The sequence below is a fragment of the Saccharothrix sp. 6-C genome (assembly GCF_016695385.1).
Classification (GTDB): Bacteria; Actinomycetota; Actinomycetes; order Mycobacteriales; family Pseudonocardiaceae; genus Actinosynnema; species Actinosynnema texasense.
This window is the reverse complement of the sequence record NZ_CP064192.1, coordinates 6,911,128-6,925,621: the sequence shown is the minus strand read 5'-3', so window position 1 is coordinate 6,925,621 and position 14,494 is coordinate 6,911,128. Positions and strand designations below refer to the sequence as shown.

General features: G+C 72.2%; 16 protein-coding genes. 8 read left to right on the top strand and 8 right to left on the bottom strand.

Going from position 1 to position 14,494, the window contains the following annotated elements; translation table 11 throughout:
* Positions 1 to 109: 109 nt before the first annotated feature.
* Positions 110 to 2,476, bottom strand: coding sequence for an endopeptidase La (gene lon, locus IOD16_RS29370; RefSeq protein ID WP_201436933.1), 2,367 nt, complete (start codon positions 2,474 to 2,476; stop codon positions 110 to 112).
* Positions 2,477 to 2,629: 153 nt separating this feature from the next.
* Between lon and IOD16_RS29365 the strand changes: the two genes are divergently transcribed.
* Complete coding sequence (locus IOD16_RS29365) at positions 2,630 to 3,430, top strand: SAM-dependent methyltransferase (RefSeq protein WP_123746004.1); 801 nt, start codon at positions 2,630 to 2,632, stop codon at positions 3,428 to 3,430.
* 7 nt (positions 3,431 to 3,437) lie between these two features.
* Here IOD16_RS29365 and IOD16_RS29360 read toward each other — a convergent pair whose 3' ends face one another.
* Genes IOD16_RS29360 through IOD16_RS29350 form a run of 3 tightly spaced genes read right to left on the bottom strand, consistent with a single transcriptional unit; the run spans position 3,438 to position 4,613 of the window.
* Positions 3,438 to 3,746: a hypothetical protein gene (locus IOD16_RS29360; RefSeq protein WP_201436932.1), complete on the bottom strand. Its 309-nt coding sequence runs from the start codon at positions 3,744 to 3,746 to the stop codon at positions 3,438 to 3,440.
* Entirely contained in the window at positions 3,679 to 3,879 is a 201-nt protein-coding gene (locus IOD16_RS29355) for a hypothetical protein (RefSeq protein ID WP_201436931.1), read from the bottom strand. Before IOD16_RS29355 ends, IOD16_RS29360 begins: the two co-directional genes overlap by 68 nt.
* A 44-nt stretch (positions 3,880 to 3,923) precedes the next feature.
* A complete protein-coding gene (locus IOD16_RS29350; protein WP_201436930.1) occupies positions 3,924 to 4,613 on the bottom strand; it encodes a CatB-related O-acetyltransferase in 690 nt (229 codons plus the stop codon).
* 72 nt (positions 4,614 to 4,685) lie between these two features.
* Here IOD16_RS29350 and IOD16_RS29345 point away from each other — a divergent pair, with 72 nt between their 5' ends.
* Entirely contained in the window at positions 4,686 to 5,267 is a 582-nt protein-coding gene (locus IOD16_RS29345; protein ID WP_201436929.1) for a TetR/AcrR family transcriptional regulator, read from the top strand.
* A 7-nt stretch (positions 5,268 to 5,274) separates the two neighbouring features.
* Here the strand turns inward: IOD16_RS29345 and IOD16_RS29340 are convergent, their stop codons facing one another.
* Positions 5,275 to 6,192 carry an MBL fold metallo-hydrolase gene (locus IOD16_RS29340; RefSeq protein WP_201436928.1) on the bottom strand — a complete coding sequence of 306 codons (918 nt, stop codon included), beginning with the start codon at positions 6,190 to 6,192 and terminating at the stop codon, positions 5,275 to 5,277.
* A gap of 93 nt (positions 6,193 to 6,285) precedes the next feature.
* On the opposite strand from IOD16_RS29340, the gene IOD16_RS29335 reads away from it, so the two are divergent.
* Both IOD16_RS29335 and IOD16_RS29330 read left to right on the top strand, forming a co-directional pair.
* The gene (locus IOD16_RS29335; RefSeq protein WP_201436927.1) at positions 6,286 to 7,227 is read left to right on the top strand and encodes a LysR family transcriptional regulator; all 942 of its coding nucleotides are present in this window, start codon (positions 6,286 to 6,288) and stop codon (positions 7,225 to 7,227) included.
* Positions 7,224 to 8,075 (top strand): serine hydrolase, encoded by an 852-nt coding sequence (locus tag IOD16_RS29330; protein ID WP_201436926.1) that lies wholly within the window; start codon positions 7,224 to 7,226, stop codon positions 8,073 to 8,075. The genes IOD16_RS29335 and IOD16_RS29330 overlap by 4 nt, the downstream gene beginning before the upstream one ends.
* A 295-nt stretch (positions 8,076 to 8,370) precedes the next feature.
* Here the strand turns inward: IOD16_RS29330 and IOD16_RS29325 are convergent, their stop codons facing one another.
* Positions 8,371 to 9,303, bottom strand: a complete 933-nt coding sequence (locus IOD16_RS29325) for an alpha/beta hydrolase (RefSeq protein ID WP_201436925.1) — start codon at positions 9,301 to 9,303, stop codon at positions 8,371 to 8,373.
* 70 nt (positions 9,304 to 9,373) lie between these two features.
* Between IOD16_RS29325 and IOD16_RS29320 the strand changes: the two genes are divergently transcribed.
* Positions 9,374 to 10,396, top strand: coding sequence for a M48 family metallopeptidase (locus IOD16_RS29320; protein WP_123746006.1), 1,023 nt, complete (start codon positions 9,374 to 9,376; stop codon positions 10,394 to 10,396).
* A gap of 46 nt (positions 10,397 to 10,442) precedes the next feature.
* Positions 10,443 to 11,228, top strand: a complete 786-nt coding sequence (locus IOD16_RS29315; RefSeq protein ID WP_236594454.1) for a S1 family peptidase — start codon at positions 10,443 to 10,445, stop codon at positions 11,226 to 11,228.
* Positions 11,229 to 11,289: 61 nt separating this feature from the next.
* On the opposite strand, the gene IOD16_RS29310 is transcribed toward IOD16_RS29315, so the two are convergent.
* Positions 11,290 to 11,898: a LysE family translocator gene (locus tag IOD16_RS29310; RefSeq protein ID WP_123746008.1), complete on the bottom strand. Its 609-nt coding sequence runs from the start codon at positions 11,896 to 11,898 to the stop codon at positions 11,290 to 11,292.
* Between the two features lie 176 nt (positions 11,899 to 12,074).
* On the opposite strand from IOD16_RS29310, the gene IOD16_RS29305 reads away from it, so the two are divergent.
* Both IOD16_RS29305 and IOD16_RS29300 read left to right on the top strand, forming a co-directional pair.
* Positions 12,075 to 12,794 (top strand): S1 family peptidase, encoded by a 720-nt coding sequence (locus IOD16_RS29305; protein ID WP_201436924.1) that lies wholly within the window; start codon positions 12,075 to 12,077, stop codon positions 12,792 to 12,794.
* Between the two features lie 99 nt (positions 12,795 to 12,893).
* On the top strand, positions 12,894 to 13,352 hold the full coding sequence (locus IOD16_RS29300) for a GNAT family N-acetyltransferase (RefSeq protein WP_123746010.1): 459 nt from the start codon (positions 12,894 to 12,896) through the stop codon (positions 13,350 to 13,352).
* On the opposite strand, the gene IOD16_RS29295 is transcribed toward IOD16_RS29300, so the two are convergent.
* Positions 13,306 to 14,484: an 8-amino-7-oxononanoate synthase gene (locus tag IOD16_RS29295; protein ID WP_236594453.1), complete on the bottom strand. Its 1,179-nt coding sequence runs from the start codon at positions 14,482 to 14,484 to the stop codon at positions 13,306 to 13,308. The two genes, IOD16_RS29300 and IOD16_RS29295, sit on opposite strands and share 47 nt — an antisense overlap.
* Positions 14,485 to 14,494: the final 10 nt, after the last annotated feature.

Here is a 14,494-nt window from a genome sequence, read left to right as displayed (position 1 = left end):
GGCGGATGAAGTGCCCGCCAAGCCTGCCCGGCTTCGTCCAGCCCGTGGCACCCGAACCCATGTCAGATCGGGCCTCGGTGGGGATGTGCCGGGGTCGTTGTGGGTGTTTCTAGGCGGCTGCGGTGGTGGTGGTCGAGGTAGTGGTGGTGGCTGGTTCGAGGGCGAGGTCGAGGGCTTCGCGGACGTCGGCGACGAGGTGGACGGTCAGTTCGGCCAGGACGGAGTCCGGGACGTCGTCGAGGTCGGGTTCGTTGCGCTGGGGCAGCAGGACGGTGGTGATGCCGGCGCGGTGGGCGGCGAGCAGCTTCTGCTTGACGCCGCCGATCGGGAGGACGCGGCCCGTCAGGGAGACCTCGCCGGTCATCGCGACGTCCGAGCGGACCGGGCGACCGGAGAGCAGTGAGGCCAGGGCCGTGGTCATGGTCACGCCGGCCGAGGGGCCGTCCTTCGGCACCGCGCCCGCCGGGACGTGGATGTGGACGCCCCGGTCGGCGAGCGCTTCGGCTCGTTCGTCGTTGGAGCGCAGGTAGGAGAGGGCGATCTGGGCCGACTCCTTCATCACGTCGCCCAGCTGGCCGGTCAGGGTGACGCCGGAGGCGCCGGTGCCCGGGGACGCCAGTGACGCCTCCACGAAGAGGACGTCGCCGCCCGCCCCGGTGACGGCCAGACCGGTCGCGACGCCCGGCACGGCGGTGCGCTCGGCCGATTCCGGGGTGTGCTTGGGGGAACCCAGGTAGGTCCGGAGGTCCGGGACGTCCACCGTGACCGGCAGGGTGGTCTCGTCCAGGGCGACGCGTGCGGTCACCTTGCGGAGGACGCGCGCCAGCGAGCGCTCCAGTTGGCGGACGCCCGCTTCACGGGTGTACTCGCCGGCCAGCTTGCGCAAGGTCGGCTCGGTGATCGTCACGTCCTCCGAGGTGAGGCCGGCGCGTTCGACCTGGCGGGGCAGGAGGTGGTCGCGGGCGATGGTGACCTTCTCGTCCTCCGTGTAGCCGTCGAGCCGGACCAGTTCCATGCGGTCCAGGAGGGGGCCCGGGATGGACTCCAGCACGTTGGCGGTGGCGAGGAAGACCACGTCGGAGAGGTCGAGCTCGACCTCCAGGTAGTGGTCGCGGAAGGTGTGGTTCTGGGCCGGGTCGAGCACTTCCAGCAACGCCGCGGTGGGGTCGCCCCGGTAGTCCGCGCCCACCTTGTCGATCTCGTCCAGCAGCACGACCGGGTTCATCGAGCCGGCCTCGGAGATGGCGCGGACGATCCGGCCCGGCAGCGCGCCGACGTACGTGCGCCGGTGCCCGCGGATCTCGGCCTCGTCGCGGACGCCGCCGAGCGCCACCCGGACGAACTCGCGGCCCATGGCGCGGGCCACGGACTCGCCGAGGGAGGTCTTGCCCACGCCGGGAGGACCGACGAGGGCCAGGACCGCGCCGGAACGGCGGCCGCCCACGACGCCCAGGCCGCGGTCGGCGCGGCGGCGGCGGACCGCCAGGTACTCGGTGATGCGTTCCTTGACGTCGTCCAGGCCCGCGTGGTCGGCGTCGAGGACGGCACGCGCGCCCGTGATGTCGTAGGAGTCCTCGGTGCGCTCGTTCCAGGGCATTTCGAGGACGGTGTCGAGCCAGGTGCGGATCCAGCCGACCTCCGGTGACTGCTCGGAGGTCCGTTCGAGCTTGTCCACCTCGGCCAAGGCGGCCTTGCGGACGTGCTCGGGCAGGTCCGCGCCCTCGACGCGGGCCCGGTAGTCCTGCTCCTCGGTGGCGGGCTTGCCGTCGAGCTCGGCCAGCTCCTTGCGGATCGCGGCCAGCTGCCGGCGCAGCAGGAACTCGCGCTGCTGCTTCTCGACGCCTTCCTTGACGTCCTTGCGGATGGTCTCGGCGACGTCGAGCTCGGTCAGGTACTCGCGGCCCCACTCCAGCAGCTTCTCCAGCCGCTCGGTGACGTCGCTGGTCTCCAGCAGCCAGACCTTCTGCTCGTCGCTGAGGTAGGAGGCGTAGCCGGCGAGGTCGGCCAGGGCGGACGGGTCGTCCACTTGCTGCACCGAGTCGACCACCTGCCACGCGCCGCGCTGCTGGAGGATCGTGGTGACCAGCCCCCGGTACTCGCGGGCCAGCTCGTGGGTGCGGTCGTCGACCGGTGGTTCGTCCGCGACGGTCGCCTCGACCCACAGCGCCGCGCCCGGACCGGTCGTGCCGGTGCCGATGCGGACCCGCTCGGTGCCGCGCACGACGGCCGCGCGTTCGCCGCCGGAAAGCCTGCCGACCTGCTCTATCAGGGCCAACGTGCCCACCTTGGCGTACTTGCCGTCCAGCCGGGGCACCAGCAGGACCTTCGACTGACCGCCCGTCGCCGTCGCGGCCTCGATCGCGGCGCGGGCCTCGGCGGTGGCCTCCGAGCCGCTGAGGCGGATCGGCACGACCATGCCCGGCAGCACGACCACGTCGTCCAGCGGCAACACCGGGAGCGCCAACGTCTCGCCCATGATCCCTCCAAAGTTGAGTCTGACTGGCTCAACCAAGATGAGCGCGGGATTGTTTCCGGTAGGTGTTCGCCCAGAGCGAGCGTCCATTCGGGGGTTGTGCCCGATATGCGACACCGCGACGATCACGCGGTCGGCTGACGAGGAGATGTGCGCATGGAGCAGGCGAGCTGGGTTCCGTCTTCGGTGGACCTGGACCGGCCGAGCGCGGCCCGGATGTACGACTACTTCCTCGGCGGGTCGCACAACTTCGCGGTCGACCGGGAAGCGGCGAAGTCGGTCGAGCAGATCTTCCCCGGCATGTCCGGCGCGGCCCGGGCCAACCGGTCGTTCCTGCGGCGCGCGGTGCGGTACCTGCTGGCCCAGGGCATCGACCAGTTCCTCGACCTGGGATCGGGCATCCCGACGGTCGGCAACGTGCACGAGATCGCCCAGCAGACCAACCCGGCGGCCCGGGTGGTGTACGCGGACGTCGAGCCGGTGGCCGTGGCGCACAGCACGGCGTTGCTGGCGGACAACCCGCTGGCCGTCGCGATCCAGGCGGACCTGCGTGATCCGGACTCGGTGCTGGGCAGCGACGAGGTGCGGTCGATGCTCGACTTCGACCGGCCCATCGGCCTGCTGATGGTCGCCGTGCTGCACTTCGTGCCGGACTCGGACGAGCCGGCCGAGGCGATCGCCCGGTACCGGGACGCGCTCGCGCCCGGCAGCTTCGTGGCCATGTCGCACGCGAGCTGGGACGGCGTGTCGCAGGAAGGCCGGGAGAGCGGCGAGCAGGTCAACGCCATCTACCGCCGCACGGACAGCCCGCTGGTGCTCCGGACGGGCGCGGAGGTCGCCGCCTTCTTCACCGGCCTGGAGGTCGTGGAGCCGGGGGTGGTGCCGTTGAGCGAGTGGCGCCCGGACTCGGACGACGCCTACATCACCGCGTACGCCGGGGTCGGCCGGAAGGTCTGACGGTCCGTCACTCGGGCGGGGTCAGGTCCGGGTCGGTGTCCGGTGCGGCGCCGAACCTGGCGTGCAGGTCCTCGGGGATCCGGTAGCGGGCGGTGAGGTCGCGGTACGGGGCGGCGCGGTCGGCGGCCTGGTCGGCCTGCTGCTGGTACTCGCGCATGGCCAGGCGCATCCGGATCCAGCGGTAGCGGCCGGTCTTGGTCGAGTCGTCCTCGGTGAACCGGGTGCGCGGCAGCCGGCCGGCCTCCGCGTCACGTTGCTCGCGGAAGCCCCCGGTCCCGGCCCTTCTCGGCGGCGGTGAACGCGGCGCCGATCGCACCCGCCGACGCCCCGCCCAACGGCCGGAACCGGTAGTGCCGGGCCGGTTCCACGACCGCCGACGGGTGGACGCCGCCGGTCAGGTCGCAGTGCCGGTTGAAGTCCTCGGCCGTGGCGAGCCTCCCGACGTCCATGATCCCGTGACGTGAGGCGGTGTGGCGCTGGACCGATCGGTTGTTCACCGGGGTTCGCAATGCGACGTGGTGGCGCCGTGGTCCGCACCGAGGTGGTGGCGCCCGTCCGCGATGCGCTCGACCTCGGCCGGCGTGCCCGACATGATCGTGCGGACGTGCTCGGTCACCAGCTCGATCGGCCAGTCCCACCACTTGGCGCGCAGCAGCCGAGCCACGTCCTCGTCCGAGTACCGCTGCTTCAGCGGCTTCGCGGGGTTGCCGCCCACCACGGTGTACGGCGGCACGTCCGACGTCACCACCGAGCCGGTCGCGATGATCGCGCCGTCGCCGATCGTCACGCCGGGCATGACGATCGTGCCGTAGCCGAACCAGACGTCGTTGCCGACGACCGTGTCGCCGCGCGTCTCCATGCCGGTGATCAGGTCCATCGTCTTCTCGGCCCACGTGCCGCCGAAGATCGTGAACGGGAACGTCGACACGCCGACGTCGAGGTGGTTCGCGCCGGCCATGATGAACCTGGTGCCGGCCGCCAGCGCGCAGAACCTGCCGATGACCAGCTTCTCGGCGCCGTACCCGTAGAGCACGTTGCGCGTCTCGAACTCCAGCGCGTGCTCCGGGTCGTCGTAGTACGTGTACTCGCCCACCTCGATCGTCGGCGACGTCACCAACGGCTTCAGCTGGACGACGCGGTCGGCGTGCGGCAACGGGTGCAGGACGGTGGGATCGGGAATCAAGCGACGCTCCTAACGCGACTCCAGGTGCGTTAGAGTTGCACAGCACGTCGCCTAACGCAACTGGAGTCGCAGTTGACCTCACGTCCCGGCGGACGCTCGGCCCGCGTCCGCGAAGCCGTCCTCCGAGCCGTCCACGCCGAGCTGACCGAGCACGGCTACTCCGGCCTGGCGGTGGAGAACGTCGCCGAACGCGCCGGCGTGCACAAGACCACCGTGTACCGCCGGTGGGGCACGGTCGACGTGCTCATCGCCGACGCCCTGGACCACACCCGCGAGACCGAGTGGCCGGTCCCCGACACGGGCACGGTCGAGGGCGACCTGATCGCCGTCGCCACCGAGGTCGCGGACGCCTTCACCGACCCCGGACGCCTCCCCGTGCCGGTCGCGATCGTCGTCGCCGCCCTCCAGTCCTCCCGGGCCCTCGACGCGAAGCGCGCCTTCTACGACGCCCGGCAGACCGAAGCGGCCCGGGTCGTCACGCGCGCCGTCGAACGCGGCGAACTCCCACCGCAGACCGACCCGGTCGAACTCGTCCGCCTCACCTGCGCCCCGCTGTACTACCGGATCTTCATCACCGGCGAGCCGGTCGACCGCGCCACCGCCGAGCGCTCCGCCCGAGCCGCCCTCGCCGCCGCCCGCGCCGGCCTGCTCTAGCCGCCGGTCACAACTCGTACCAGCGCAGGATCTCCGGGTCGAGCACCCGTGCCGCGAGCCCGATCCGCCGTGCCGTCTCCGCCAACTCGGCCGCCGCCGCGGGGTTGCCGCGCGGCGGCAGGGCGGGATCGTCCAACTGGGTCACCATGTCGTCGTGGTGGCTGGGGACCAGCAACCTCGGCCGGGTCGCCCGAAGCGCCCGCGCGGTGTAGTCGACGACGTTCGCGTGGCCGCTCATGCCCAGCACCAGGACGTCCGGCCGCAGTCCCGCGATCTCCCGCTCGACGTAGTTGGCCGTGCCCGACAGGAACAGCACCGAGAAGCCGCCCACGGTGACCAGGTACCCCAGCGAGCCGCCTTCCACCAGGTCGCTGATCGTGGCCGGCGCCTCCGGCGGCGCGGTCAGGGTGCCCGGCGCGAAGTACCCGTAGGAGCCGAACTGGCTGTGCAGGCTCCGGAACACCTGGACGGTGAAGCCGTGGAAGTCCAGGTGCTCCCCGCCGGACGCCACGACCACGTCGTCCCCGGGCACTCCCTGCGCCGTCAACAGGTGCCTGTGGGTCTCGGTGCCGATCACCCGTGATCCGTGCTTCTTCACCACGTACGGGATCTCCAACAGGTGGTCGTAGTGCCCGTGCGTCGCCAGCACCAGCTCGGGCCGCTCGCCGAGGTGCCGGTCGACCAGCTCCCGCCGCACCGCCAACGGGTGGTCGGCGATGAACTCACCGTCCGCGCCGAACACCGGCAGCCGGCTCAGGTACGGGTCGATCAGCACCCGCCGGCCGTCGACCAGCAACTCCCACCCGGCGACTCCCAGCCAGCGCAGGCTCACGCCGCTGCGCCCCGACGCGAACGCCACCCCCGGCGACCCCGCGCCCGCCACCGCGACGGCCGCCGAACCGATCAACACCTGTCGTCTGCTCACGCACATGCCATCGACGACACCAGCGACCGGACCCACCTGTCCAAGTCCGATATCACCACGACTGCGATATGCGAACGACTATCATCGCAGCTCGTGGACCTCCTGCGGCACCTGCGGTACTTCCTGGCCGTGGCCGAGGAACTGCACTTCGGTCGTGCCGCGACCCGCCTGCACATGTCCCAGCCGCCGCTGTCGCAGAGCATCCAGCGCCTCGAACGCGACCTCGGCGTCCGCCTCTTCGACCGCGACGCCCGGCACGTCGCCCTCACCGACGCGGGCCGCCTGCTCCTCGCCGAAGCCCGCGACCTGCTGGCCGGCGAGGACCGGCTCCGCGCCCTCGCCGGGCGCTTCCGCCACGGCGTAGCCGGGTCACTGCGCGCGGGCGTCCCGCCGGACCTGGGCGGCCGGGCGGTGGCCGCGCTCCTCCCGGCGTTCCGCCACCGGAGCCCGGTGGAGCTGAAGCTGCGGGAGATCGGCACCGCCGAGCAGCTGCGCGCCCTGGCCGACCGCAGCCTCGACGTGGGCGTGCTGCGCTTCCCGTTCGACGTTTCCTGGTTGAGCCTCGGCCCGGTGCTGACCAGCCCGCTCGGTGTCCTCTTGCCCCGCGGCCACGCCCTGACCGCCGCCCCGGACGTCCGCTTGGCCGAGCTGAACGGCCTGGCCCTGGTGCTCTTCCCCCGCACCACCGCGCCCGCGTTGCACGACGAGGTGCTGACCACGTGCGCCCGGCACGGCTACACACCCGCGGACGTCCACCAGGCGGGCAACCCGGAGTTCGCGCTGGGACTCGTCCTGGCCGGCGGCGCGGTCGCCCTGCACGACGGCGTCGCACCACCGCCGGACGCCGTCTGGCGGCCGCTGCGCGGCAACCCGATCCTGTGGCGGACCTCGGCCGCCTGGCCCCTTGGCCGCCACACCCCGGCCATCACCGCTTTCGCCGACGCCGTCACGGAAGTCCTGACCGCACAGGGGATGCGCCACGCCGAGGGCACCCTGCCCCGCTACCCCCGCCCGGCCGCGGAGTACCTGTCATGACCGCCGCCCGGGTGCGCGCCGCCTTCGCCGACGCCGGCGTCACCGGCACGCTGCACGTCATCGACCTCGACCACCCCGACCGCCAACTGTCCGTCGGCGCGGACGTCCCCGTGGTCCTGGCCAGCGTCTTCAAAGTCCCGCTGCTCGTCGCCCTCCACCACAGCGCCCACGACCTGACCCGCCGCATCACCCTCGGCCACGACCGGAGCACCGGCCCCACCGGCATCGGCGGCATGCTCGACCCGGTCACGATGTCGTTGCGCGACCTGGCCTACCTGGCCGTCACCGTCTCCGACAACGCCGCCGCGGACGCCCTGGTCGACCTGATCGGCCTGGACGAGATCAACCACACCCTCCACGACCTGGGCCTGACCCGCACCCTCGTCGTCCACCGGGCCCGCGACTTCATGCGCACCATGGCCGAGGACGCCGCCCCCGCCGAACCACCGGCCGCCCTCACCGACCCCGTCGTCCTGTCACGACTGCGCGCCCTGGACCCGGACCAGACCAACCGGGGCACGGCACGCGACCTCACCACCCTGCTGCGGCACATCTGGCAGCACGACGACTGCGCCCCGATTCGCCACATCATGGCCCGCCAGGTCTGGCCACACCGCCTGGCCTCCGGTTTCCCGTTCGACGACGTCCGCGTAGCCGGCAAGACGGGCACCCTCCCGACCACCCGCAACGAGATCGGCGTAGTCGAGTACCCGGACGGCGGCCGCTACGCCGTAGCGATCTTCACCCGCAGCGCGAGCACCGCCTTCACCCTGCCGCCGGCCGACGCCGTCATCGGCACCACCGCCAGGCTCGCCATCCACCACCTCCGCCAGCCCCATCCCCGCTGACACACCCACCACACCTCCCTTCCCATGGAAGGGCTTCGTGTCATCCCGCCGACCTGGCTCCGCCCTACCGCGCGTGTCAAGGGGGCCGGTTCACCTCTGCCCGCGGCATTCACCGAGGGCCGCCCCCTTGATACGTGTGGTAGCCCGTAGGGAGGTCGGTGGGATGACACGAACCCCGACTCACCACGGACCCGGCGCATCACCACCCAGCCCCCGTCATCCTGCTGATCTGCCCGTCCGGCGAGGACTCTTTCGCTCTTTCTTTCGATCTTCTGGATCCCCCACCCCACCGCCGTCAGATCTCGTCCAGGAACTCGTCCACCTCCGCCAACGCCCTCAACCGCACCGACTCGGCGGACAGGAACAGGTCGTGCATACCGCCCTCCACCGGCACGATCCGCACCTGCCGACCGATCTTCGGCCCCCACGTCCGCATGTGCTCCACGTCCAGCACGGTGTCCGCCGTCATCGCCTCGGGCGTCCACCGCTTCGCGTTGAGGTGGCTGCGCCCGGACCGCAGCACCAGCACCGGCACCGTCACGTCCAACCCCCGGTGCAGTTGGGCGTGACCGCGGCGGATCGCGCGCAACCACCCCGCGTGCACCGGGAACGCCTCGATCGGCTTCCACGTGGTGTCGAAGTCCCACTCCCCGTGGTGGTCGCGGTGGATGCTCTCGCCGTACACCGGCCCCAGGCCGGGCTTGAGCACCAGCTTCGGCGCGATCCGGCCGACACCCCGGATCAACGCCGTCCCGACCGTCCGCACCAGCCACGGCTCGGCCAGGTCCAGCCAGGGGCTGTTGAGCACCAACGCGTCCAGCACGTCGTCCGAACGCCGCTCGTGCGCCCACAGGCTCGTGATGAGCCCACCGGTCGAATGGCCCATCACCACCAGGTGCCGGTGGCCGTCCTCCTCGCGGATCACCCGCGCCGCCGCGTCGATCTCCTCGAAGTGCTCCGCCAGGTCGGTCACGTAGTTCGCCACCTGGCCCGGCCGCAGCGACCGCCCGTACGCGCGCAGGTCGATGGCGTAGAAGTCGAAGCCGCGCGCGGTGAAGTGCTCGGCGACGTGCCGCTGGAAGAAGTAGTCCGCGAAGCCGTGCACGTACAGCACCGCGCCGCGGATGGCCGGCTGCGCGCGCCGGCGGACCAGGGTCGCGGTCGTGTCACCGCCGCCGAGGGGCAGCACGCGGGTCTCGTAGTCGGCGCCGAGCACGTCTGCGTTCACCGGGTCAGTGTGCACGCCGATTCGTCCGATCGGGGAGAGGCGGGGCGTGGGCCGTGGCACTGTGGGGACCATGAGCAGCGAGGAGATCGAACGGTCGAGCGCGCGTGTGCGGTTCCCCGGCATCAGTCCGCGGGCGTACGAGCACCCGGTCGACCGGGGGGCGTTGGCGGTCTTGCGGGCGGTGCCGGGTATCGGCCCGGTGTTGCAGGCGGTGGCGGGCGCGTTCACGGAACGCGGTGAGAGGTTGGGCTACCTGGCGTCGAGCATCAGGGTCGGCCCGAAGCAGTACCCGGAGCTGGACCGGCTCCGGCTGGAAGTGGCGGCGACGCTGGACGTCGACCCGGTGCCGGAGCTGTTCGTCAAGCGCGACCCGGTGCCCAACGCCATGACGCTGGGCATCGACAAGCCGTTCATGGTGCTGACCACGGGCCTGATCGAGCTGCTGGACACCGAGGGGCTGCGGTTCGCCATCGGGCACGAGATGGGGCACGTGCTGTCCGGGCACGCGCTGTACCAGACGATCCTGCAACGGCTGATGCAGTTGCAGCACGGTCTCGGCTGGATGCCCGGCGGCTACTGGGCGATCACCGCGATCATCGCCGCGCTGCGCGAGTGGTACCGCAAGACCGAGCTGTCCTGCGACCGCGCGGGTCTGCTGTGCGGGCAGGACCCGGCCGCCGCGCTGCGCGTGCACGTGGCGATGGCGGGCGGCATGGACCTGACGCAGGTCGACACGGCCGAGTTCCTCCGGCAGGCCAAGGAGTACGAGCAGGTCGAGGACGTGCGCGACAGCGTGCTGAAGCTGATCCGCACGTGGCCCCTGACGCACCCGATGGCCGTGGTCCGCGCCGCGGAGCTGCAGAAGTGGGCGGCGGGCGAGGAGTACCGCGCCATCCTGACCGGCACTTACCAGCGGCGCGAGGACGACCGGCCGACGAGCTCGTTCACCGAGGACATCAAGGCGGCGGCCCGGTCCTACAAGGAGTCGGCGGCCGAGTCGGATGACCCGCTGATGAAGGTGTTCAACGAGGTCGGCGACGTGCTGGCGGGCGCGGCGGGCAAGGTGCGCAGCAAGTTCACCGGAGCGGACTAGTCCGCTTGGCCCAGCGGTGGCGGCCATTCTGGCTAACCTCCTCCTGATGCCTTTGATCAGTGATCAGGAGGAGGGGCCGATGCGGCTCGTCGCGTTGTTGATGACGATGTTGATGGCTTTCGCGGGCACTGCCACGGCGGACGTGGACGAGCGCGTGGTGGGTGGTGACCGGGCGTCGATCGCGGACCACCCGTGGGTGGTGTACGTGACCGACGCCGCCGGCAACCAGTTCTGCGGCGGCACCTTGGTCGCGCCGACCAAGGTGGTCACCGCCGCCCACTGCGCGACCACCCGGACGCCCCGCAACACGCGCGTCGTGCTCGGGCGCGAGGACCGCAAGAGCGGTGAGGGCGTGGTCGCCCGGCTCGACTCGATCTGGGTCCACCCGGACTACGTGTCCGCGGACCAGGGTTCGGACGTCGCCGTGCTGACGTTGCGCTCGCCGGTCGACTACACGCCCCTCCCGCTGGCGCACGCCTCCGACGACGTGTTGTACGAGGCGGGGACGAGCGGCTTGGTGCTGGGTTGGGGTCGGACCAGCGAGCAGGGCTCGGCGTCGCGGTACCTGCTGAGCGCGACCGTGCCGGTGACGAGCGACGAGTACTGCGGCGCCGCCTACCCCCAGTACGACCCGGACGAGATGACGTGCGCCGGCTACGACAACGGCGGCGTCGACACCTGCCAGGGCGACTCGGGCGGGCCGTTCGTGGCCGGCGGCAAGCTGATCGGTGTCACCTCTTGGGGTGAAGGTTGTGCCCGGGAGGGCAAGCCGGGCGTCTACAGCAAGATCGCGGCCTACGCCGAGGTGATCGAGGAGCAGCTGGCGGCCTGACCGGCGGCGTGCGGGCCCTCGCGGGGTCCGCACGCCGGCCTCGCCCGAACCGCGAACCCGGTCAGAGCACCAGTCCGACCGACATCGTGAGGAACACCGCCGCGCACACCGCGTCCAGCGCCGTCGTCACGCCGGGCCGTCGCAACGAGCCGGCCACCCGCGCCGCCGCCACCACGATCGTCAGCTCCCACAGCGCCGCCAGCCCGAGGAACACGGCGGCGAGCATCCCGAGCTGCCACGTCGGGTCGCCGGTGCCGATGAACTGCGGCAGGAACGCCAGCGAGAACAGCAGCATCTTCGGGTTGGTGATGTTGGTCAGGAAGCCCTGCCGGAACGGTCGGGGCGTCGCGACCTCCGCCACCTCGCCACCGGAGCGCCGCAGCAGGCCTCGGGTGATCGTCACGGCCAGGTAGAGCAGGTACGCCGCGCCGATCCAGCGCAGCCCCGTCAGCACGGCCGGGTAGCGGGCGATCACCACGCCCACGCCCGAGATCACCAACCCGACCTGCGCGAAGGCCGCGGTGTGGATGCCGGCCAACGCCAGCAGCCCGGCCCGCGTGCCGGACCTCATCGACGTGCGCAACAGCAGGAAGGCGTCCACGCCGGGGGTCAGCACGACCACCGCGCAGGCGATCAGGAACGCCGGCAGCTGGGTGAAGTCCAGGTGCATGGAAACCTCCCTCATGTTCCGGACAGATCACCGTGATCTGCCTCACTGGCCGTTGAATCTCCGGCACCAACGCACTCTAACAACAGATTTTCCGGATCTCATACCCGAATCCCGGCCCTTCGACCGTTCCGCTACCGTCGGTGCCCGTTCGACCACTTGACGTAGAGAGGTGCTCCATGCGCATCAGCGCGCCGGTCTTCGCCGTGCTCGTCCTGATCCTGTCCGCGCTGCCCGCGGACGCGATCGTCGGCGGCCGGGACGCGCCCGCGACGCCGTGGGCGGTGGCGCTGTTCGACGGCGGCGCCTTCTTCTGCGGCGGCGCGCTGATCGCGCCGGACAAGGTGGTCACCGCCGCGCACTGCACGGTCTCGCGCACCGCGCTCGGCGTCCGCGACCGGCGGCCCGCCGACCTGACCGCGGTGGCCGGCCGGGCCGACCTCGACACCGCCGAGGGCCGCGCGGTGCGGGTCGTCGCGATCTGGCGCCACCCCGCGTTCACCGGGGTGTCCGCGGGTGACGACGTGGCCACCCTCACCCTCGCGACGCCGCTGCCGTACCGGCCGATCCGGATCGCGGACGCCGCGCCGGGCCGGGCCACGGTCTACGGCTGGGGCCGGACCGCCGAGCTGAGCGCGCCGAGCCGCCGGCTGCGGGAGGTCGACGTGCCGATCCGCGCGGACGCCGAGTGCGCCGCCGAGGTGCCCGACTACCGGCCGGGCGTGATGTTGTGCGCCGGCTACCCGGAGGGCGGCAAGGACGCCTGCGAGGGCGACTCCGGCGGGCCGCTCACGGTGGCGGGCGAACTGGTGGGCCTGGTGTCCTACGGCCGAGGCTGCGCCCGACCGGGCCAGCCCGGCGTCTACACGCGCCTGAGCCGCTACCAGGGGCAGCTCTGACGCCCCGACCCCGCCCGGACACCGCTCGACCTGGCCCGACCCCGCCCGGACCCACCCCAGGCGCACCGACCCGACCAGGGCCTGTGGTACCACGGTGAGGTGCGCTCACACCCGTACCCGGCGACGCTGCGCCGGCAGTGGTCGGCCGACCTGACCCCCGACCAGCTCTACGCCGTGCTCAAGCTGCGCTCCGACGTCTTCGTGGTGGAGCAGAACTGCGTCTACCCGGACCTGGACGGCCGCGACCTCGAACCGGGCACCCGCCACTTCTGGCTGGAGGCCGACGACTCGTCCGGGCCGCAGGCCTACCTGCGGCTGCTGGAGGAGCCCGGCGGCACGTTCCGCGTCGGCCGGGTCTGCACGGCCCGTGCCGCCCGCGGTCGCGGCTACAGCCGTCGGCTGATGGAGGCGGTGCTGGCCGAGGTCGGCCAGGTGGAGTGCGTGCTGGACGCGCAGACCTACGTGGCCGACTTCTACGCGTCGTTCGGCTTCCGGCCGCAGGGCGCGGAGTTCATCGAGGACGGGATACCGCACCTGCGGATGCGCCGGTCTCCGTGATCACCCGCACGGCGCGCTCGATCTCGCCCTCGGACAGGTCGGCGCGCGCGGTCAGGCGGAGCCGGGAGATCTGGTCGGGCACCGACGGCGGCCGGAAGCAGCCGACGACGACGCCCTGCGCGCGGCACGCCTCGGCCCAGCCGAACGCCGCTTCCGGCGACGGCGCCTGCACGGACACGACGGCCGCGGTCGGCGTGCTGACCCGCAGCCCCGCCTCCTTCAGCCGGAACGCCAGGTCCTGGGCCACTTCCAACGCCCGCGCCGGTCGTTCCGGCTCGTCCCGCAGCACCTTCAGCGCGGCCAGTGACGCCGCCGCGCTGGCCGGTGCGAGGCCGGTGTCGAAGATGAACGTGCGCGCGGTGTCGACGAGGTGCTTGATCACCCGGCTCGGCCCGAGGACCGCGCCGCCCTGCGCGCCGAGCGACTTGGACAACGTCACCGTGGTCACCACGTCGGGGGCCTTGGCCAGGCCAGCCGCGTGCACCGCGCCACGTCCGCCGTCGCCGACCACGCCGAGGCCGTGCGCGTCGTCCACGATCAGCGCCGCGTCGTGCTCGCGGCAGGCGGCGGCCAGGCCGGCCAGCGGCGCGAGGTCGCCGTCGACGGAGAACACCGAGTCGGTCACCACCAGCGCCCGCCGCTTGCCGCGCGTGGCGAGGGCGTGCGTGACCTGTGCGACGTCGCAGTGCCCGGCGACCACGACGTCCGCTTTGGACAACCGGGTGCCGTCGATCAGGGAGGCGTGGATGTGCTGGTCGGCGACGATCGCGGTGCCGGGACCGGACAGCGCGGTCAGCGCGCCCAGGTTCGCCGCGTAGCCCGAGGAGAACACCAGCGCGGACTGCGCGCCGCAGAAGTTCGCGAGCTCGTACTCCAGTTCGGTGTGCAGCTCGGTCGAGCCGGTGACCAGCCGCGACCCGGTGGAGCCCGCGCCCCAGCGCAGCGTGGCCGCCGCCGCGGCGCCGGTGACCCGCTTGTCGCGGGCCAGGCCGAGGTAGTCGTTCGAGGCCAGGTCGAGGTCCGTCGAGTCCGCCGGCCGCGGCCGGACCCGGCGGGCGAGACCGGCTTTCGCGCGGGCCTCGGCACGCGTGTCGATCCAGTCGAACACCGAGTCACCTGTGCGCACGCTCACGCCGGCAGTG